The sequence below is a fragment of the Streptomyces sp. NPDC052396 genome (assembly GCF_044593195.1).
Taxonomy (GTDB): Bacteria; Actinomycetota; Actinomycetes; order Streptomycetales; family Streptomycetaceae; genus Streptomyces.
The window spans coordinates 66,177-84,676 of the sequence record NZ_JBIUAW010000001.1; the positions used below are offsets into that span (position 1 = coordinate 66,177).

Below are 18,500 nucleotides of genomic sequence, written 5' to 3' on the forward strand. Positions count from 1 at the left end.
TGGACATGGCGAAGCACGGCCCGGCATGGGGCCGTGCGGGGCGGGTCTAGATCCGCAGGACGGGGAGGAGCGCGGCGCGCCCGGCGACCGGAGGCGGCGGGGCGCGGGACGGCCCGGCCGGGGCGGGGTGTGCCTGGGCGAGCGGGGTGCGGGCGGCACCCGCGGTGGCCAACGGGTCCGGCTGGCCGTGCGCGAGGACCACTTCGGCACCCTTGACCGGCAGGTCCAGGGGCCGGCAGCTGCCACCGGAGCCGGTGGCGTCGGCGTGCGGGCGGAGGTCCTGGTGTGGCTGGGCGAGCGCGACAGGGGTCCGCGCGGGGTGCGCGGCGGCCGTCGGGCCGGTGGCCAGTGGGGCGAAGAGCAGCGTCAGGAGCAGGAGGGCGAGTGCGGCCGCGGTCGTCGGGCGACGGCGCTGGGGCACTGGCTTTCCTCTCCTGTCGCGGCCGGGCGGGCGGCCTCCATGCTACGGGCCGGGCCGGGCCGCGCCGGCCGCTCAGGCCCGGGCGGCGGCCACCGCGCGCAGGGCGGTGCGCTGGGAGAACCACAGCAGGGTGACGGTGGTCGCCGTCATCAGGGCGGCGAAGGCGTAGTGCGCGGCGGCCGAGGTGGCCTGGTACCCGATGGCGCCCATCACCAGGTGGACGGCGAACCGCAGGGCGATCAGGCCGAGGGCCACCTTGCGGGTGTCCTTGTTCTTCAGCAGCCCCTTCATCATGCGCAGCCGGGGGCGCAGCACGGTCAGCGAGGCGATCAGGTTGGCGATGCCCAGTGCGACCAGCACCAGCAGGGCGTGGGGGTTCGCCTTGAACAGATCGAAGGAGGCGGACATGGCTCCCTCGAAGACAAAGAACCAGACCGGGAGCGGCTTGATGCCGGCGGCCGGGGCGGCGGGGGTGGTGGTCGCGGGGGCGGTGGTGGTCGCGGTGTCCATGACCAGAAGTCTGTCCGGGGGCGCGCGGGGGCGGCAGATTCGGCGATCACCGGATTGGCGATGACATAAGTCATGGCCGGCGGTGGCGGCGGGTACACAAAAGGCCCCTCACCGGTGGTGAGAGGCCTTTTGCCGTCTGTGCGCCGCCAGGGACTCGAACCCCGGACCCGCTGATTAAGAGTCAGCTGCTCTAACCAACTGAGCTAGCGGCGCCTGCTGACGAGGTAAATACTACCTGGTCCCGGAGGGTGCTTCCGACCACCTCCGTCACAGGACCAGTGAGAGCAGCATCGGGGCCGCGTGCCGGTTGAGGGTGTCGGCGGCCTCGCGCAGCCGGTGGGCGTCGGTCAGCGGGAGCGAGAGGGCCAGCGAGCCCACCGCCGATCCGGCGGTGATGGGCACCGCGGCGCAGACCGTGCCCAGCGCGTACTCCTGCAGGTCCAGCACCGGGACGGTGGCGGGCTGCGACTCCAGTCTGCGCAGCAGGGCCTTCTCGCTGGTGATGGTGCGGGAGGTGAACCGGGCGGTGCGGTGCCGGGACAGATGATCGCGCCGCTCGTCGTGGTCGAGCTGGGTGAGCAGGCACTTGCCCACCGCCAGGGCGTGTCCGGCGCTGCGGAAGTCCACCCACTCATGGACCGCCGGGGTGCCCGGCCCGTCCGCGTAGTGGGTGATCCTGATCTCGCCGTCGACATAGCCGCTGAGGTAGACGGCGGCGCCCACCGTGTCGCGCAGCGCGGACAGCGAGCGTTGCAGCTTCTGCCGCAGGGCCTGCTCGCGGCCGGCGCCGGAACCCAGCAGGACCAGGGAGTCGCCGAGTACATAGCCGCCGTCCGGGGTGGGCCGGAGGTAGTCCTCGTCCTGGAGCATCAGCAGCAGCCGGGAGAGCTGCCCGGTGGGCAGCCCGGTCTCCCGGGCCAGCTGGGGTTCGGCCACGCCGCCGGAGTGCCGGGCCACCGATTCCAGTACCCGCAGGGCGTGCCGCACCGAGCGCAGCGGTGCGGTCGGCTCGGGCTTGAGTGCCACGGTGTCCCCCTTGCGGTTTGCGATGGGTCTCCCGCTCCCACCATAGGGGGCCAAGTTGCCTGCTGGCAGCGGGTATTGAGCAGAATCGCGACCGGGGGCGCCTGTTGTCCGGACTTCAACGATCTCGGCATATGCCAATACGGGAACGGGGCCGGGAATAAACCGGAGAAGCTCTCCGGTTGTCGTCCCGGCAGATGCGCGAGCGCGAGAGAGGCAGGCCGACGGTGACCACAGCGCAGGACGAGAGCATCCGGGCAACCCCCAGGGGAAGCGCCCCGGTACCGCTGTCGGTACTGGACCTGGCGCCGGTGGGCAGCGGGCGGACCGCGCGGGACGCGCTGCGCTCCACCGTGGACCTGGCGCGGCTCACCGAGCGGCGTGGCTACCACCGCTTCTGGGTGGCCGAGCACCACTCGATGCCGGGCATCGCCAGTTCGTCCCCGGCGGTGATCCTGGCGCACCTGGCCGCGCACACCGACCGGATCCGGCTGGGCTCGGGCGGGGTGATGCTGCCCAATCACGCCCCGCTGGTGATCGCCGAGCAGTTCGGCACCCTGGAAGCGCTGGCGCCGGGGCGGGTGGACCTGGGCCTGGGGCGCGCGCCGGGCACCGACGGCGCGACGGCCGCGGCGCTGCGCCGCGGCGAGTCCGCCGAAGGGGCCGATGACTTCCCCCGGCAACTGGCCGAGCTGATCCGCTTCCTGGACGACGACTTCCCCGAGGGCCATCCCTGTGCCGGCATCCACGCCGTGCCCGGCCCGGTGCAGGGCCGGGTGGCCGGTGGGGTGCAGCGGGCCGACCGGCCCTCGGTCTGGCTGCTGGGCTCCTCGGGCTTCAGCGCCCGGCTGGCCGGGGCGCTGGGACTGCCGTTCTCCTTCGCCCACCACTTCTCGGCGGCCAACACCGTCCCGGCGCTGGAGCTGTACCGGGAGTCCTTCCGGCCGTCGGCGGTGCTGGACCGCCCCTACGCCAAGATCGGCGTGCAGGTGGTGGCCGCGGACAGCGCGGAGCAGGCGCGCCGGCAGGTGCTCACCGGCTCGCTGGCGATGCTGCGGCTGCGCATGGGGCGGCCGGGACTGGTGCCCACGCCGGAGGAGGCCGAGGAGCACCGGCTGACGCCGGTGGAGCAGGAGTTCATCCAGGACCGGCTGCGCAATGTGGTCTTCGGTACCAAGGACGAAGTACGGGCCGGGCTGGACGCGCTGGTCGCCCGGACCGGGGCGGATGAGTTGATGCTCACCGCCAATGTGCATGGGGCGGAGGCGCGGTTGCGGAGTTATGACCTGGTGGCGGACGCGTATGGGTTGCCGCGGGGCTGAGCTGCCACGGGGCTGAGCTGCCGCTTGGCCGCGGGCCGTCGTGGGCTGGTCGCGCCCACGCGGCGGAGCCGCATGAGCGCAGCGGCCCCGCGCCCTTACGGGGCGCCCCCCACCAGCGCCGAGATGCGGTCGGCCGGTACCGGGCGGGAGTAGAACCAGCCCTGCCCGGTGTCGCACCCGATCCGCCCCAGCCGCTCCGCCTGTTCGGCGCTCTCCACGCATTCGGCGGTCACCGTCAGCCCCAGCCGGTGGGCGAGCTGGACCAGTGCCTCCACGATGGTCTCGTCCGCCGGGTTGGGGTCTTCGCCGGCGCGGAAGCCATGCATAAAGGACCCGTCCAGCTTGAGCGTGGAGACCGGCAGCCGGCTGAGGTAGGCGAGGTTGGAGTAGCCGGTGCCGAAGTCGTCGATGGCGATGGCCACCCCCATGTCGCTGAGGGCACGCAGCTGTTGCAGCGGACGGCCGGAGGAGCCCATCACCGCCGACTCGGTGAGCTCCAACTGGAGCAGCCGGGGCGGCAGTCCGGTCTCGGCCAGGATGGCGGCCACATCGGCGACCAGGTCGGAGTCCCAGACCTGCCGCACGGCGACATTCACCGAGACCACCAATGGCCGGGCCGGCCGGGCCAGTTGCCAGCGGCGGGCCTGGTGGCAGGCGGTGCGGAGGACCCAGCGGCCGAGGGGCACAATGGCCCCGGTCTCCTCCGCCAGCCCGATGAAGCGGTTGGGCGCCAGCGTCCCGAACCGCGGGTGCCGCCAGCGCACCAGCGCCTCCACGCCCCGTACCACACCGTCGCCCAGCCCCACCAACGGCTGGTACTGCAAGGTGAATTCGCCCCGTTCGACCGCCGGGCGCAGGGTGCTGGAGAGTGCCTGGCGGGTGATCCGGTGGGCGTTGCGCTCCGGGTCGAAGAGGGCCCAGCGGGCCTTGCCGTCCGCCTTGGCCCAGTAGAGCGTGGTGTCCGCGGCCTGCATCAGCTCGGTGGCATGGGTGCCCGCGGCCGGGCGTTCCACCACGCCGATGCTGGCCGACACCGACAGCCGCTGCCCGGCCACCTCGAACGGCCGCTGCAGGGCGGCCTGGACGGCGGTGGCCAGCCGCACCAGCTGTTCGGTGCCGGTGGACTCCTCGACCAGCAGGGCGAATTCATCGCCGCCCAGCCGGGCCACCAGGTGCCCGCCGGGTGCGGCGCACTCGGTCAGCCGGCGGGCCACCGCGCTCAGCAGCCGGTCGCCGGCCTGGTGCCCCAGGGTGTCATTGACCGCCTTGAAGCCGTCCAGGTCCAGATAGCACAGGCCGATCCGGCCGCTGCCGCGCCGGTTCATGGCCGCCGCGGTCAGCGCCGCGGCCAGCCGCTCGAAGAACAGGCTGCGGTTGGGCAGCCGGGTCACCGCGTCATGCATCCTCAAGTGCCGCAGCCGGGCCCGCAGATCGCGCCGCTCGGTGATGTCGGCCACCGACAGCAGGACATCACAGCTGTCCGGCAGCGCGGAGAGGATCACCTCCGCCCAGACCACCCGGCCGCCGGGCCGGCGCAGCCGCCGGGTGCAGCCGAGCCGCTCCCGGTGCCCCAGCAGCACCTCCTGGCAGGTCTGCCAGGTGCGCGGGTCCTCGCGCAGCCCGGTGAACCCGTCCACCGGACAGCCCGCCAGCCGGGCCGGCTCGGTGTCCAGCAGCGCGCCCAGCGCGTCATTGGCGATGCGTACCCGGCCGTCCCGGCCGACGAGGGCCATCCCGAGGGGCGCGGCCTGGAAGGCGGCGCGGAAATCATTCGAGTTGACGTCACGTTGTGTGACGGCCGACGCCGGTGCGCCGCCCTGGCCGTCGAGGGTTCCGCTCACCGCTCGCTCCCGCGTGGCATTCGGTCCGCACTGGTGAGTGCGGCGTTCACGGTTGTCATACGCGTGGTCGAAATGGCCGTATTTGGCCGCCTGTAGGGGGGATTCCGTGCTGCAAATGTGGCGATCATAGAGCTCGCGCGGTGACCGTTCCAGCGGCTTGGCCGCCCCGGTGGAGCCGCCGTCCCGGGTCTGACCGTTTCTGTGCGTCCCTGCACGGCCATGCGCACTCCCGTCTGAGGCTGTATGGCCGCGGCTTGTCGATTGACCATCCGTGACTGAGTGTGATGTACCCAGAAGTCGGCCCCATCACTCGACTGGCGGACCGGAACAGGGCATAACACCACAAACCACCCGAGGGTGGGTGAGGCGTCCCCAATCCGTCCCCGGAGGTCGATGTGGTGCGTCCGCCGACACCCCTGGGAGTGGACCGGCCCCTGCTGCGCCGCGTCGGCGCCGTGCTCACCGCCCTCAGCGCCATCGCCGCGACCGTGGTGGCGGGCCCGGCGCGGGCCATCGGGCCGGGCGGCCCCTGCGCACTGCCCCGCACCCAGGCCCACCACTCCGAGGGCCTGGACAGCTGGAACCCGGCCTATCCACGCCCCGACGGACGGCTGGACGCCCTGATGGTCTTCCTGTCCTTCCCGGACTCACGGCCCGTCACCACCCCCGCCCAACTGGCGGCCGACCACTTCCCGGCCACCTCCCGGTTCTTCGAACGGGCCTCCTACGGCCGGTTCTCGGTGCGTCCGCACCCGGTGAACCGGTGGTTCCGGATGCCCCGGCCGTCCACCGCGTACCACATACAGCGAGACTGGGACGGCGAGCTGCGCTCGGCCTATCTGCGGGACGCCATCGCCGCCGTCCGCGGCGTGGTGGGCTTCGCCGACTACGGGCTGGTCTACCTGGTCGCCGACCCGGACGCCCCGGGTGTGGACTCCGACGCCACCAAGGTGGTCAACCTGGACCGGCCGTTGCGGGTGGACGGCACCGAACTGCGCCGGGTGGTCACCGTCTTCGAGCACCACCCGCCGGACCGCAATGTGCTCGCCCATGAGACCGGCCATGTCCTGGACCTGCCGGACCTCTACCACCGGCCCATCGAGGGCAAGGGCGACTGGGACACCCATGTCGGCGACTGGGACCTCATGGGCAGCCAGTTCGGGCTGGCCTCCGACCCCTTCGCCTGGCACAAGTGGAAGCTCGGCTGGATCGGCCAGCGCCAGGTGGCCTGTGTCACCGGACGCGGCGAGAGCGTGCATGACATCGAACCGCTGGAGACACCCATGCGGCCGGGCGGCGATGACCGCACCCGGCTGGTGGCGGTGCGCACCGGCCCCACCGCCGCCCTGGTCATGGAGGCGCGTACCGCCGCCGGCAATGACACCACCACCTGCGCGGAAGGGGTGCTGGTCTACCGGGTGCGCAGCGATACGCCCTCCGGCTCCGGGCCGATCCAGGTGCTCAACGGCCATCCCGGCCGCCGGGCCTGCGCGGGCCAGGCGGTCTACCCGCCGCTGGCGGACGCCCCGCTGGGGGTGGGGGAGACGCTGTCCAGCCCGGTGGACGGGGTACGGGTGACGGTCACCGGGCGGGCGCCGGGCGGGACCTGGACGGTGCGGGTCAACCGGGACTGACGGACTGGGGGACTGAGGGGGTCGGGCGGATAACACAAGAGGCCCCTCACCGAAGTGAGGAGCCTCTTGCTGTCTGTGCGCCGCCAGGGACTCGAACCCCGGACCCGCTGATTAAGAGTCAGCTGCTCTAACCAACTGAGCTAGCGGCGCCTGCTGACGTGGAAGACTCTAGCACCCTCTTCCGGTGGAATAAAAATCCGTATGTTTCAGCCCCGGGGAATGGTGGGTGCGCTGGTCACGGGCGTGCCACGGCCCTCGGTGCGGGCGGTGCGCGCGGTGCGCACACAGGCCCACAGCAGGGTCTCCGGGCCGGGCAGCCAGGGGTGGCGCTCCTCGGGGGCGACCAGCCAGCGGGTGCTGGGCGGGGTGGGCTCGGTCTCGTCCGGCGGCCAGAGCGGGGGGACGGTCACCGCGTCGCCGGTGCCATGGCAGAGCAGCGGCGGCACCCCGGGCCGTTCCCGGCCGCCCCACTCCTCCCAGCCCAGCAGGGCGGGCAGCCGCTGGGCCGTGCCGGGGGCGGTGAACAGCAGCAGCCGGCTCTGCTGGGCGGCGACCGGGCCGGAACCGGGGCCGGCCGACCACAGCCGGTCCAGCACCCGGCGCCCGAACAGGGCCGGCAGCGCGATCACATCGAAGGCCCGGCCGCAGGGCAGCACCATGGTGGCGCCGGGGTTGTCCGCCCACAGGGCAAGCACGCTGCGCGGGAACGGGCTGGCCGAGGCCAGCCAGCCGGCGCCGGCGGAGTTGACGCGGGCGGCGACAGGGGGTGCGGGGTGGGCGGTGCGCGGCCTGGTGTCCATGAGTCCATGGTCGGCGGGGACGGCCGGGGTGTTCGCCCTTGTTGCCGGAACTCGGGACACGGTGGAGCGGGGTGCGCTAAATTACGCGCCGCATATGCCAACGGCTCATGGTTCCGGGCCATGAGCCGTGCCGGGGACGAACCTTCCGGTCTGCTGAGTCCGCTCAGTCCGCAGGGTCCGCTCAGTCCGGCGTCCTGCTGCCGCGCATCAGGTCACGGCCGAACTCGACCATCTTCTTCGCGTAGTCCTCGCTCCACTCGGCGCGCTCCGCGATCACAGAGGTGGGCAGCCGGTCGAAGCGCCGGGGATCGGCCAGCTGTGCGGCGGCCACCGCCTGGTACTCGGTCGCCCGGTCCGCCGCGGCACGGAACGCCAGCGCCAGCTCGGTGGAGCGCGCCAGCAGCTCGCGGGGGTCCTCGATCGACTCGAGGTCGAAGAAGTGCTCGGCCTCGGCCACGGACTCGGGTGGCTCGAAGAGCAGCGGGGCGGGCCTCAGCCGGCGGTTGCCACCGTCACCCGCGCCGGGAGCCTGCTTCGGCTCGCACATGTACTTACCTCCAGGATCGTCAGCCGCCATCCATTGTCGCGCCCCATGCAAGGGCGCCGGGCCCGTTCGGGACCGGGACGGCCCGCACCCGGTCACGGCCCGCACCCGGTCACGGCCCGCACCCGGTCACGGCCCGCGCCCGGTCACGGGCGCCAGCGCACCCGGTGCTCCGCCAGATGTGCCAGCACCGCGTGGTGTGCCTCCCAGCCATCCGGGAACTTCACCGCCACCCCCAGCCGCACCGGCTCCGTCGAGGGGTGTTCGTCCAGCAGCCGGTCCACGCCCGCGCGGCAGACCACCACACAGGCGTGCCGGTGCCGGGAGGCCAGCACACACAGCCGGCCGGTCTCCAGGTGGAAGGCGGTGGCGTCGGAGCGGCCGGAGAGCGGGTGCAGCACCACCGTCACCTCGAACTCCCGGCCCTGCAGCCGGTTGGCGGTGTCCACCGTGACGCCCGTCACCCCCAGCCCGTGCAGCGCCTCCCGGACGGCCGCCGCCTGGTCGCGGTGGGCGGTGCCCACCGCTATCCGGCCGGCGGTCAGCGGCACCGGGCCGGGGGAGCGTTCGCTGGTCACCGCGCCGCCCCGGTCCAGCAGCCGGCGTACCACCAGGGCCACCGCGCCCACCGCCTCCGGGTCGGTGCGCGGCGTATGGCGGGCGGGCAGCTCCAGCAGCCCCCAGCCGGACTCGGCCGCCTCGTCCAGCACCCGGTCCGGGCCGGAGCCGTCCGAGCGCACCCCGAAGGCCAGCCGCCGCTCGCCCGGTCCGGTGCCGCTGCGGAACCGGGTGTAGGGGTAGAAGGCGTCCGAGACCAGCGGCGCCGCCGAGGCGGGCAGCCGCCAGGAGACCGGCAGCCGGTGCTGCGGAAGCCGCGGGTTGTGGGCCAGCAGGGTGGACACCGCGCTGGCCGAGGGGTCGTAGGACAGCCCCGCCCACTGCTCGGCGCCCACCACGCTGAAGGGGTCCAGCTGGCCGGGATCGCCCACGAACAGCGCCCGTTCGAACAGCCCGGCCACCGCCAGCAGCGCGTCCGAGCGCATCTGGTACGCCTCGTCCACGATCGCCTGGCCCCAGGGCTCTGCCACCTTGGTGTGCGCCCACTTCGCCGCCGTGGAGACCACCACCTCCAGGTCGGCCAGCTCGGTGGCCTTGGCCGAGGTCACCACCGACTCCAGCGCGTCCAGCGCCGGGTCGTAGGGGCGCGGCTCGCTGCTGTGCAGCCGGCCCACCGGCAGCCGGTCGTCCTGCTCGGCCAGCCGCAGCACCAGGTCGTCCACCTGGGCGTTGGTCTGGGCGACGATCATCAGCCGCCGGCCCGCCCGGGCCAGCTCCAGCGCGGCCCTGACCACCAGCGTGGACTTCCCGGCCCCGGGCGGGGAGTCCACCACCACACCGCGGTGCCGGGGATCGAGGGTGTCGCGCAGGATGGCCTCGGTGGCGGCGGAGGCCGCCGCGGCCGGGTCGAAGCCGCCGGTGCGCGCCAGGGGCACGGTGGTCACAGGTAGTCCTCCGCGGTCACCGGGTCGGGCTCGTCGGTCATGGTGCCCGGCGGGCCGCCGTGGGTCCAGGGGGTCTGCTCGGGCTCGGGCAGCCGGGGGCCGCCCCGGGGCGCGTGCTCGAAGAGGGTCCAGCACACCCGGTCCCCGGGCTCCGGCACCGAACCCGGCTCCGGCTCCCGGCCGCGTCCCATGCCCCCGGTCAGCCGGACGGTCAGCACCCCCGGCCCGGCCGCCGTGAACTCGCCGGTCTGGGTCCGGCCGCCGTCCAGCATCCGGTACAGCCTGGCCCCCTCGGCCGGCTGCGGGGCGTCCTCGGTGCGCACCGTCACCAGCGGGCGCGGCCGGGCCACCCTGGCCTCGGTGTACTCCATCACCACCTCGGTGACCTCCCCGGCGAACGCCTCGCCGGCCAGCCGCCGCCCGGCCATCACCAGCGGATCGTCCAGCGCCTCCTGGGCCTCCAGCCGGGCCTGCGCGGTCTCCCGGGCGGCCAGCTTGCGGGCGGCGGTCACCGCGTCGTCCCGCCGGGGCTGCGGGGGCTCCCCGGCCCGGATCCGGTCCCGCTGGCCGGTGTAGGACCAACGGTCCCGCTTCCAGCGCTCGGCCACATGGGCCCCTTCCGGCAGGGCGCGCAGCAGATCCAGGCCGTGCCAGACGGCATCCCAGGCGGGGCGCAGCTGGGACGCCAGCAGTTCCGCCAGCTCCGCCTCGGCCCGCGCCAGGCCCCGGCCCAGCGTCCGGGCCCGGTCGTAGCGGGCCAGCGCGGGCGCCAGGCGCTTGTTGTCGAAGGCCGGGTCGGTGGCGGGGCCGGCGGGCGGATGGCACAGCAGCCCCTCGGCGTCCCGGGCCAGCTCCGCCGCCAGCGCGGCCTCGGCGCCGGTCAGCCCGTCCGGCGGATCGATCCAGGCCAGCAGCGCACCCAGGTGCTGGTCCTCCAGCGGGCTCTGGCCGGTGGCCCAGTGCCGGGTGAGCAGCCCGGTCATGGACAGCAGCAGCGAGGACCCGGGCACCTGGGCGCGCTCGGCGAAGTGGGTCAGCCAGCGGCCCAGCATCGGCACCCGGGGCGGGGCCGGGTGCGCGGCCGCCGGGTCCTGCTCGGCGGTGCGCCGGAAGCGGGTCGAGCGGCCCAGCAGCCGTACGTACTCCACGCCCGCCGCGCTGGGCACCAGCAGCTGCGGGGCGTCGGTGCAGAGCTCCGCTGTGACCGGGACGCGCCGCCCGGTGGCCGGGTCGGTCTCGGTGCGTTCCTCGTTGGTCACCCGGTCCGCGAAGCTCTCCATATGGGGCAGCACCTCCTCGGCCAGCTCGGCCAGGAAGGCGGAGCGCTGGTCGCGGTTGCGCGGCTGGCAGACCGTCAGCAGCCGGGGCGCGGCCCGGTCGGTGCCCACCAGCGCGCCCAGCGGGGCGCCCGTCTCGCCCGCGGTGGTCAGCGGGACCAGCACCAACGGCCGTTCGGCCAGGTGCCGGTGACGGACCGTGGCGGCGGGCCGGGCCCGGCCGTCCCGTACCGCCTCGAACCGGGCCAGGGTGGTGATCAGCGACATGCCATGGCCTCCTGGCCCAGCGCCTCGGCGCGCAGCGCGGCGGCCCGGCGCAGGGCGGCCACCGCCGGGTCCGCCGGGTCGCCCTCGGTGCCCCCGGCGGCGGCCAGCACCGACTCCACCGTGGTCAGCCCGCCCAGCTCGGCCCGTACCGAGCGGCCCAGCTGCTCCACCAGCCCGGCCCGCCGGGCCCGGGTCCGGCAGTGGAAGGCCAGCTCACAGGCGGCCAGGCAGTCGGGGGCGTAGGCGGCCGGCACCGACTCCACGGCGGTGGCCAGCTCGGCGGCCGGTCGGCCGGGGTCGAAGCAGGTGCCGTCCGGCAGGCCGGCGGCGATCTCCTCCACCCGGACCAGCCGGGAGAGCTGGCGCCGGGTGGTGGCCAGCGGTTTGCGCAGGTCGACCAGGGCGGCGGTGGGCAGGTTGGAGAAGTCCCGGGGGCAGACCAGCAGGGCCTGTTCGCTCACCCGGCCGGCCGCCGGCCGGTCCGCCACGCTCTCCAGGGCCAGGGCGTAGACCGCGGCCTGGCGGGCGGCGGCGCCCACCTTGGCGGCGTCCGCGGCGCCGTCGATCATGGCGAAGGACTTGATCTCCACCACCGTCCAGCCGCCGTCGGGGGCGACCACCACGGCGTCCGGCTCCAGATAGGCCGGGGTGCCGGCGATGGCCAGCGCCAGCAGGGGGTGGTCCAGCAGCGCCCAGCGGCCGGCCTCCGTGGCCTGCCGCAGGGCCAGGGCGGTGCGCGCGGTACGGCCCTCGGGGCCGGCGGCGGTCAGCTCCGGGGTGTCCACCTCGTCCGGTCCGGGCGGGGCGTGGCCCAGCCGCTCGCTCAGCAGCCGGACCAGCTCGGCGCCGCCGTCCGCCTTGACCCGGGCCTCGAAGGCATGGCCGCGGACGAAGGCAAACTGGGAGCGGCCGAAGGCGGCCGGGGCGCCCAAGGTCCGGGCGAGCGCTCCCTTGTCCACTCCGGCGCCGTCCAGCAGCGCCCGGCGCCGGCAGCCGGGGTTGGCGGCCAGTGCGGCCAGTGCCCGGGCGTCCAGCGGGCGCGGGGGCACGGCGGCGCCGCGCAGCTCAGCGAGCCGCTGTCGCAGCTCCGTCGGGGCGGCCGTCGGGGCTGCCGTCGGCGGCCTCGCCCCGGACGGCCTGGCGGGGGAGCTGTCGAGGGATGGGGTCACTGGGATCCGCCTCGCGAAGGGTCTCCGGCTGTGCCGTACGTGCACTACGTGCCGAAGTCTCGCATTCGCCACCGACAGCCGGGGCCGTCTCGGCGGATTGGCCGGTCCCGTCCTTGCCGAAGCGGGAGCGCAGCGCACCGGTGAACCGCAGCGCGGGGGCGGCCAGCAGATAGCCCAGGCCCATCACGCCCACTCCGGCGACCGCGTCCAGGAAGTAGTGGTTGGCGGTGCCCATCACCACCAGGGCGATGGCCAGTGGGTAGGCGACGCCGGCCACTCTGACCCAGGTGCGGCTGCTGTACTTCCACAGTGCCAGCCCGGACCACAGCGCCCAGCCGACGTGCAGGCTGGGCATGGCCGCGTACTGGTTGGTCAGTGAGCCCATCCCGCGGGGGGCGCTGGCGTCGCCGCCCCACCAGCCGTACGAGGAGTAGTGCCGCATGGTGTCCACGAACCCATGGCTGGGGTCGAGCAGCCGGGGCGGGCAGGTGGGCAGCAGGGTGAAGCCGATCAGCCCGATCATGGTGGAGATCAGCAGCCAGGTGCGCAGCTTGCGGTAGTGCTCGGAGTGCCGGCGGAAGAGCCAGATCAGCACGGCCGGGGTGACGACATAGTGCAGCGAGGCATAGGCGAAGTCGGCCGGCACACCCAGCACCGGGTTGTTGGTGAACAACCGGTTGAGTGGGTGCTCCAGGTTTATTCGAAACGTTTTCTCAAGATCGAGGATCGACAGACCGTGGCCGACCGCCGACTGCACATCCCCCCGGGCCAGGAGCCGGCCGGCCGAGTACATGGCGTACACGACGGCTATCAGGGGCAGTTCGGTCCACCAGCGCGGCCGCTTCCCGAGTGGTGCGGTGCGGTACATCCGAAACGCTCTCCATGTGTTCAGGCGGCCAACTAGCGCGCAAGCAACCGTACGGTGTACGCCACATCGGTCGCACACCGCCCCGCGACTTCCCGGAAACGCCGAGTTCGCCCGCCGTTGGGGCTCCTCCGAGGGGCATGGGCTTAAGACGCCAGTACTGGCCCCCGAGGTTGTGCACAGCGCAAGTGAGTGATGATAGAGGCTGGTCGGACCAGTGCCGAATGCCGCAGTTCATGGCATTTGTGCGGTCTGTCCGAAGCACCCATCACCAAGCTCGAGGGGGCACTCTCCGATGGCGTCCGCGGCACCCCGCATCCTGCTGGCCCGGCATGGGCAGACCGAGTGGTCACGCTCCGGCCGGCACACCGGCCGTACCGACATCCCCCTGCTGGACGAGGGGCGGCGCGGCGCCAAGCTGCTGGGCGAGCGGCTGCACCGGGCGCCCTGGGACGGCCTGCCGGACGTGGAGGTGCGCACCAGCCCGCTGCGGCGTGCGGCCGAGACCTGTGAGCTGGCCGGTTTCGGCGGCCGGGCGAGCACCTGGGACGCACTGCTGGAGTGGGACTACGGCGCTTATGAGGGGCTGACCCCGGCCGAGATCAAGGCCGACCGCCCGGACTGGCTGATCTGGCGCGACGGCGTCCCGGAGGGCGAGACGCTGGCCGAGCTCTCCGCGCGGGCCGACGAGGTGATCGCCTGGGCGCGCTCGGCCGACCGCGATGTGCTGGTCTTCGCGCACGGCCACATCCTGCGCACCATCGGTGCCCGCTGGCTGGGCCTGGACGCCTCCTTCGCGGCCCGCATCCGCCTGGACCCGACTTCCCTGTCCATCCTGGGCTGGGCCTACGACGCCCCCGCCATCGAGCGCTGGAACGACACCGGGCACTTCGGGTAGGGGCGCGCCCCGTCAGGGGCGCGGGGCGGTTGCGTCATGCGGCTCCGCCGCGCGGGCGCGACCAGCCGGAGACGGCCCGCACCCGAATGGCAACGGCCCGGCCCCCGGCGCCTCAGGCGCGCACCCCGCCCCCAACGCCCTGGCGGTCCAGGAAGTCCGAGACCCGCCCATTGCGCCGATGCCGCCGCAAGCTCCGGGCCGTATCGGCCAGCATCGCCCGGATCCGGGCGGACCGGACGCCGGCCAGCAGGTCCAGACCCCGTTCACCCGCGGCCGCGGCCGCCTCCGGCTCGCCCGCCCGGGCCAGATCGCCCGCGTGCTGCGCGGTGTAGAGGGCGATATTGCGCGCGAAATGCGGGTCCTGCAGGGCCACCGCCCGCCGCGCGTGGCCCGCCGCCCGCCCCCACTCGCCGAGCGCCGACCGGCACTGCGCCTCCAGCCCCTCCAGCTCCGCCTCGCCGAAGAAGGTCATCCACTCCGGGTCCGCGTCCCCGGCGCCGCGCTCGAAGAGCGTCCGGGCCCGGGACAGCGCCCCCTCGCAGGCCGTACGGTCCCCCAGCCCGGCCCAGCCCCCGGCCTCCCGCAGCGCCACCAGGGACAGCAGCCGCGCGGACCCCAGCCCGCGCGCCGCCTGCTGGGCGGCCTGGGCGGCGCGCAGCGCCTCGCGCGGCCGTCCGGCGTCCCGGGCGAGGAAGGCGGTGTTGCAGAAGGCGTGCGCCTCCAGCCCGGCGTCCCCGATGACCCGCGCGGTGGCCAGCGCCTCCGCGTAGTGCGAGCGGGCATCCGCCAGCCGGCCCGAGTCATGCGCCAACCACCCCACCGAGATGGCCAGTTCACCGGCCCCGATGTGCAGCCGGTCGGCCACCTCCTGCCGGCGGGTCGCGGCGTCCAGCAGTTCATGGGCCGCCCGCAGCGGCCGGGCGGCCCGCCGGTAGAGGGCGTCCGCCCCGTGCCGGTCGTCCAGCAGCCGGATCTGCCGCACCGCCTCCTCCACCGCCCGGGCCTCGCTGTCACCGGCGCGACGGGGGGCCGGGATGGCCGGCATGCCCGGTATGCCGCCCAGGGAGGCGGCGGCCATGGCGGCGGTACCGCCGGTCATAAACGCGCGACGCAACACTTCGCTCTCCTCGCCGCCGGGACGGTCCCTGTTGACTTCCTGGTACCCGGGATCAGGCGCATGACCGTCCACAGGGCTCTCGGTGCGCGGTGGCAGCGCGTTCCTCCTGTTGCGCGCCCCTCGGCCACGCACCGTCTCCCGTGGCAGGAACCCCATTTCGGCCGGCTCGCGGCCGGGGAACATATGCCGGAAGACGCGTTCGTAGGCGTAGTTGGGGCAGCGGATCTCGCCCGACTCGACCCGGCCGATGTACCGCGCGTCGCAGGCGACCTGTTCCCCGATCTCCCGGGCCGCGCGCCGTACGGCCGCCGCGAACTCCCCAGGTGAACGCTGCCCGCGCAGGGCGCGGAAGGCCGTGTTGGGTACCGGGGCCGGCGACGCCGGAAACGGGGCCATGGCCGGACGCCTCTCCTGCTTCGGTCCTGGCGGATGCCGCCGGTGCGAACACCGGTGCTGCCGTGCGGCGGAGACGACCGTACCGGTTCCGGTGGCCCCGCTCCGCCCGGTTTGGCTACAAAACGGATATCCCACTCGCCATCCGCCATGAACTGCCATCCTTTGCGGCGGTCCATGCCCGTAGCCGTTGACGGGCCAGGGCAGTTGAACCACGCAAGCGCAGTTGCAGCGAGAAGTTGCGGAGGAGGGGCTTCCCTTGGCGGAGGACGAGTACGCGCCCTGTGACCTGGTGACCGTGCCCGCCCGGCAGGGGCTGGAGGCGGTCGACATCCTGCGGCTGCGCGACGGCGGCGCCGTGGTGGGTCCCGTGCTGCACGACGGGGACTGCCACACCCTCGGCTTCCTGGTGCCGCCCGGCACCGCCGCCGGCTGGGATGTGCCGGGCAGCGCCTGCACCCAGACCTATGGGCGGGCCTCCCGCGCCGGGCGCGCGGAGCCCCCGGTCTCCGGGACGGGCTGGCTGGTGGCGCCGGACGCCGCCTTCTCCGCCGCCACCGACCCGGTGGTGCTGCGGGCCGCGCTGGGCGAGGCGGCGCGCACCATCGAGGCCGTCGACCGCTGCCGCTGAACCACCGGCGCCATGGCCGGGCGATACTTGCCGCATGGCAAGACGACGCGCCCGCCCGGCCGAGGGCATGGCATCCGCCCAGGTCGACGGCGGTCTCGCGGAACTCGAACCGGACCGTGACCGGCCCCGGGCCCGCACCCTGCTGATCGACCGGGCCCCGCAGTCCCATGTCGACCCCGACGACCCCGGGTACCTCGCCTTCGCCTACCAGCGGCGCCTGGGCCATATCGCCGACCTGGCCGCCCCGCCCGGCGCCCCGCTGCGGGTGCTGCACCTGGGCGGTGGGGCCTTCACCCTGGCCCGGTATGTCGCCGCCACCCGCCCCCGCTCCACCCAGCAGGTCATCGAGATCGACGGCCCGCTGGTGGAGTTCGTCCGCCGGGAACTGCCGCTGGACCCGGCCTGGCGGATCCGGGTGCGCACCGCCGACGCCCGGGCGGGGCTGGCCAGGATCCCCGACGGCTGGGCCGACCTGGTGATCGCCGATGTGTTCGGCGGCGCCCGCACCCCGGCCCACCTCACCAGCACCGAGTTCACCGCCGAGGTGCGGCGGGCGCTGCGCCCGGACGGCTGCTACGCCGCCAACCTGGCGGACGGACCGCCGCTGGCCCACCTCAAGGCACAGATCGCCACCGTGCGCACCGTCTTCCCCGAGCTCTGCCTGGCCGCCGACCCGGCGGTGCTGCGCGGCCGGCGGTTCGGCAATGCGGTGCTGCTGGCCGCGGCCCGCCCGCTGCCGGTGGCCGAGCTGACCCGGCGCTGTGCGAGCGACCCCCAGCAGGGCCGGGTCGAACACGGCCGTGCGCTGGCCGACTTCACCGGTGGCGCCGCCCCGGTGACCGACGCCACCGCCCGCCCCTCCCCGGAGCCGCCGCCCTCGGTGTTCAGCTGAATCTCGGTACTCCGGTGGCCAGTTGCCCGCTGCGGATCACCTCCCGGTACCACCGGGCGCTGGTCTTGGGGGTGCGTTCCAGGGTGGCGTAGTCCACGTACACCAGGCCGAACCGCTTGCTGTAGCCATACGCCCACTCGAAGTTGTCCAGCAGCGACCAGGCGAAATAGCCCCAGACATCCGCCCCGTCGGCCAGGGCCCGCAGCAGCGTCTGCAGATGGGCGTGGAGATAGTTGACGCGCTCCGGATCGTGCACCGCTCCCTGGATGTCGGGCCGGTCCTCGTAGGCGGCCCCGTTCTCGGTGATCGCCAGCGGCAGTCCGGGCACCTCGTTGCAGAACCGCATCAGCAGGTCGTAGAGGCCGCTGGGGTCGACGGTCCAGCCCATCGCGGTCTGCTTGCCGGGCGGCTGGTGGAAGGCCACGCCCTGGGCGCCCGGGTAGGCGGTGGGGCCGGCGGACGGTGGTTCGCCGGTGGCGGCCGACACCACGGACGGGGTGTAGTAGTTGATGCCCAGCCAGTCCAGCGGCTGCCGGATGGTGTGGGTGTCGCCGTCGCGGACGAACGACCAGTCGGTGATACCCGCCGTGTCGGCCAGCAGGTCATCGGGGTAGGCGCCATGCAGCATCGGCCCGGTGAAGATCCGGTTGGACAGTGCGTCGATCCGGCGCCGGGCGTCCGCGTCCTCGGCCGAAGTGCTCCTGGCCCGCACCGCGTTGGGGTTGAGCACCACCGCGACCCGGGCGCCCCGGGGCAGCGTGGCGCGCAGTGCCTGGGCGCCCAGACCGTGCGCCAGGTTCAGATGGTGGGCGGCGCGCAGCGCGCCGGCCTCGTCGGTGCGGCCGGGGGCGTGCACCCCGGCCGCGTAGCCGAGGAAGGCGCTGCACCAGGGCTCATTGAGAGTGGCCCACTCCGGTACCCGGTCGCCCAGTGCCTCGGCGACCAGCCGCGCGTAGTCGGCGAAGCGGTGCGCGGTCTCCCGCTCCGGCCAGCCGCCGGCGTCCTCCAGTTCCTGGGGCAGGTCCCAGTGGTAGAGGGTCAGCACCGGCTGGATGCCGTGCGCCAGCAGCTCGTCCACCAGCCGCCGGTAGAAGTCCAGCCCGGCCCGGGAGGCGCGGCCGCGGCCGGTGGGCTGGACGCGCGGCCAGGAGACCGAGAACCGGTAGGCGCCCAGGCCCAGTCCGGACATCAGCCGGATGTCCTGCCGCCAGTGGTGGTAGTGGTCGTCGGCGACATCTCCGGTGTCCCCGCCCAGGACCTTGCCCGGGGTGTGGCTGAAGGTGTCCCAGATGGAGGGGGTACGGCCGTCCGCATGGACCGCCCCCTCGATCTGATAGGCCGCGGTGGCCGCGCCCCAGACGAAGCCATGGGGGAACTGGCTGGGCATAGCGGTG

Annotated in this window: 17 protein-coding genes and 2 tRNA genes; 5 read left to right on the top strand and 14 right to left on the bottom strand. The window is 74.1% G+C overall.

Features of this window, described 5'->3' with window-relative positions; genetic code table 11:
- Positions 1-46 precede the first annotated feature (46 nt).
- The 4 genes from ACIHFE_RS00380 to ACIHFE_RS00395 form a co-directional block, all read right to left on the bottom strand.
- The gene (locus ACIHFE_RS00380; protein ID WP_400103002.1) at positions 47-421 is read right to left on the bottom strand and encodes a hypothetical protein; all 375 of its coding nucleotides are present in this window, start codon (positions 419-421) and stop codon (positions 47-49) included.
- Between the two features lie 72 nt (positions 422-493).
- Positions 494-931, bottom strand: a complete 438-nt coding sequence (locus ACIHFE_RS00385) for a hypothetical protein (protein ID WP_400103004.1) — start codon at positions 929-931, stop codon at positions 494-496.
- Between the two features lie 139 nt (positions 932-1,070).
- Positions 1,071-1,144, bottom strand: a tRNA-Lys gene (locus ACIHFE_RS00390).
- A gap of 54 nt (positions 1,145-1,198) precedes the next feature.
- Positions 1,199-1,957 carry an IclR family transcriptional regulator gene (locus ACIHFE_RS00395; protein WP_400103006.1) on the bottom strand — a complete coding sequence of 253 codons (759 nt, stop codon included), beginning with the start codon at positions 1,955-1,957 and terminating at the stop codon, positions 1,199-1,201.
- A 194-nt stretch (positions 1,958-2,151) separates the two neighbouring features.
- Here ACIHFE_RS00395 and ACIHFE_RS00400 point away from each other — a divergent pair, with 194 nt between their 5' ends.
- Positions 2,152-3,276, top strand: coding sequence for an LLM class flavin-dependent oxidoreductase (locus ACIHFE_RS00400; protein WP_400103008.1), 1,125 nt, complete (start codon positions 2,152-2,154; stop codon positions 3,274-3,276).
- A 95-nt stretch (positions 3,277-3,371) separates the two neighbouring features.
- On the opposite strand, the gene ACIHFE_RS00405 is transcribed toward ACIHFE_RS00400, so the two are convergent.
- Positions 3,372-5,117, bottom strand: a complete 1,746-nt coding sequence (locus ACIHFE_RS00405; protein ID WP_400103010.1) for a putative bifunctional diguanylate cyclase/phosphodiesterase — start codon at positions 5,115-5,117, stop codon at positions 3,372-3,374.
- 395 nt (positions 5,118-5,512) lie between these two features.
- On the opposite strand from ACIHFE_RS00405, the gene ACIHFE_RS00410 reads away from it, so the two are divergent.
- Positions 5,513-6,751 (top strand): M6 family metalloprotease domain-containing protein, encoded by a 1,239-nt coding sequence (locus tag ACIHFE_RS00410; RefSeq protein WP_400103012.1) that lies wholly within the window; start codon positions 5,513-5,515, stop codon positions 6,749-6,751.
- A gap of 76 nt (positions 6,752-6,827) precedes the next feature.
- Here ACIHFE_RS00410 and ACIHFE_RS00415 read toward each other — a convergent pair.
- From ACIHFE_RS00415 to ACIHFE_RS00445, 7 genes are all read right to left on the bottom strand, one after another.
- Positions 6,828-6,901, bottom strand: a tRNA-Lys gene (locus ACIHFE_RS00415).
- 56 nt (positions 6,902-6,957) lie between these two features.
- Positions 6,958-7,551, bottom strand: coding sequence for a bifunctional DNA primase/polymerase (locus tag ACIHFE_RS00420; RefSeq protein WP_400103014.1), 594 nt, complete (start codon positions 7,549-7,551; stop codon positions 6,958-6,960).
- A 181-nt stretch (positions 7,552-7,732) separates the two neighbouring features.
- A complete protein-coding gene (locus ACIHFE_RS00425) occupies positions 7,733-8,098 on the bottom strand; it encodes a hypothetical protein (protein WP_400103016.1) in 366 nt (121 codons plus the stop codon).
- A 143-nt stretch (positions 8,099-8,241) separates the two neighbouring features.
- Positions 8,242-9,597: an AAA domain-containing protein gene (locus tag ACIHFE_RS00430; protein ID WP_400103018.1), complete on the bottom strand. Its 1,356-nt coding sequence runs from the start codon at positions 9,595-9,597 to the stop codon at positions 8,242-8,244.
- A complete protein-coding gene (locus ACIHFE_RS00435) occupies positions 9,594-11,141 on the bottom strand; it encodes a hypothetical protein (RefSeq protein ID WP_400103020.1) in 1,548 nt (515 codons plus the stop codon). The genes ACIHFE_RS00430 and ACIHFE_RS00435 overlap by 4 nt, the downstream gene beginning before the upstream one ends.
- Positions 11,132-12,316 (bottom strand): hypothetical protein, encoded by a 1,185-nt coding sequence (locus tag ACIHFE_RS00440; protein ID WP_400104373.1) that lies wholly within the window; start codon positions 12,314-12,316, stop codon positions 11,132-11,134. The genes ACIHFE_RS00435 and ACIHFE_RS00440 overlap by 10 nt, the downstream gene beginning before the upstream one ends.
- The gene (locus ACIHFE_RS00445) at positions 12,207-13,178 is read right to left on the bottom strand and encodes a phosphatase PAP2 family protein (protein ID WP_400103022.1); all 972 of its coding nucleotides are present in this window, start codon (positions 13,176-13,178) and stop codon (positions 12,207-12,209) included. The genes ACIHFE_RS00440 and ACIHFE_RS00445 overlap by 110 nt, the downstream gene beginning before the upstream one ends.
- Before the next feature lie 292 nt (positions 13,179-13,470).
- On the opposite strand from ACIHFE_RS00445, the gene ACIHFE_RS00450 reads away from it, so the two are divergent.
- Positions 13,471-14,073 (top strand): histidine phosphatase family protein, encoded by a 603-nt coding sequence (locus tag ACIHFE_RS00450; protein ID WP_400103024.1) that lies wholly within the window; start codon positions 13,471-13,473, stop codon positions 14,071-14,073.
- A gap of 112 nt (positions 14,074-14,185) precedes the next feature.
- On the opposite strand, the gene ACIHFE_RS00455 is transcribed toward ACIHFE_RS00450, so the two are convergent.
- Entirely contained in the window at positions 14,186-15,586 is a 1,401-nt protein-coding gene (locus ACIHFE_RS00455) for a tetratricopeptide repeat protein (protein ID WP_400103026.1), read from the bottom strand.
- Positions 15,587-15,809: 223 nt separating this feature from the next.
- Between ACIHFE_RS00455 and ACIHFE_RS00460 the strand changes: the two genes are divergently transcribed.
- Positions 15,810-16,214 (top strand): hypothetical protein, encoded by a 405-nt coding sequence (locus ACIHFE_RS00460; protein WP_400103028.1) that lies wholly within the window; start codon positions 15,810-15,812, stop codon positions 16,212-16,214.
- 34 nt (positions 16,215-16,248) lie between these two features.
- Positions 16,249-17,106, top strand: coding sequence for a spermidine synthase (locus ACIHFE_RS00465; RefSeq protein ID WP_400103030.1), 858 nt, complete (start codon positions 16,249-16,251; stop codon positions 17,104-17,106).
- On the opposite strand, the gene ACIHFE_RS00470 is transcribed toward ACIHFE_RS00465, so the two are convergent.
- The gene (locus ACIHFE_RS00470) at positions 17,099-18,493 is read right to left on the bottom strand and encodes a GH1 family beta-glucosidase (protein ID WP_400103032.1); all 1,395 of its coding nucleotides are present in this window, start codon (positions 18,491-18,493) and stop codon (positions 17,099-17,101) included. The genes ACIHFE_RS00465 and ACIHFE_RS00470 overlap by 8 nt on opposite strands.
- Between the last annotated feature and the right edge of the window lie 7 nt (positions 18,494-18,500).

Bases quoted from the DNA above. Each gene is read 5' to 3' on its own strand.
- ACIHFE_RS00385 (WP_400103004.1), bottom strand. From the start codon at position 931: ATGGACACCGCGACCACCACCGCCCCCGCGACCACCACCCCCGCCGCC.
- ACIHFE_RS00425 (WP_400103016.1), bottom strand. From the start codon at position 8,098: ATGTGCGAGCCGAAGCAGGCTCCCGGCGCGGGTGACGGTGGCAACCGC.
- ACIHFE_RS00455 (WP_400103026.1), bottom strand. From the start codon at position 15,586: ATGGCCCCGTTTCCGGCGTCGCCGGCCCCGGTACCCAACACGGCCTTC.
- ACIHFE_RS00445 (WP_400103022.1), bottom strand. From the start codon at position 13,178: ATGTACCGCACCGCACCACTCGGGAAGCGGCCGCGCTGGTGGACCGAA.
- ACIHFE_RS00470 (WP_400103032.1), bottom strand. From the start codon at position 18,493: ATGCCCAGCCAGTTCCCCCATGGCTTCGTCTGGGGCGCGGCCACCGCG.
- ACIHFE_RS00465 (WP_400103030.1), top strand. From the start codon at position 16,249: ATGGCAAGACGACGCGCCCGCCCGGCCGAGGGCATGGCATCCGCCCAG.
- ACIHFE_RS00400 (WP_400103008.1), top strand. From the start codon at position 2,152: ATGCGCGAGCGCGAGAGAGGCAGGCCGACGGTGACCACAGCGCAGGAC.
- ACIHFE_RS00450 (WP_400103024.1), top strand. From the start codon at position 13,471: ATGGCGTCCGCGGCACCCCGCATCCTGCTGGCCCGGCATGGGCAGACC.
- ACIHFE_RS00435 (WP_400103020.1), bottom strand. From the start codon at position 11,141: ATGTCGCTGATCACCACCCTGGCCCGGTTCGAGGCGGTACGGGACGGC.
- ACIHFE_RS00420 (WP_400103014.1), bottom strand. From the start codon at position 7,551: ATGGACACCAGGCCGCGCACCGCCCACCCCGCACCCCCTGTCGCCGCC.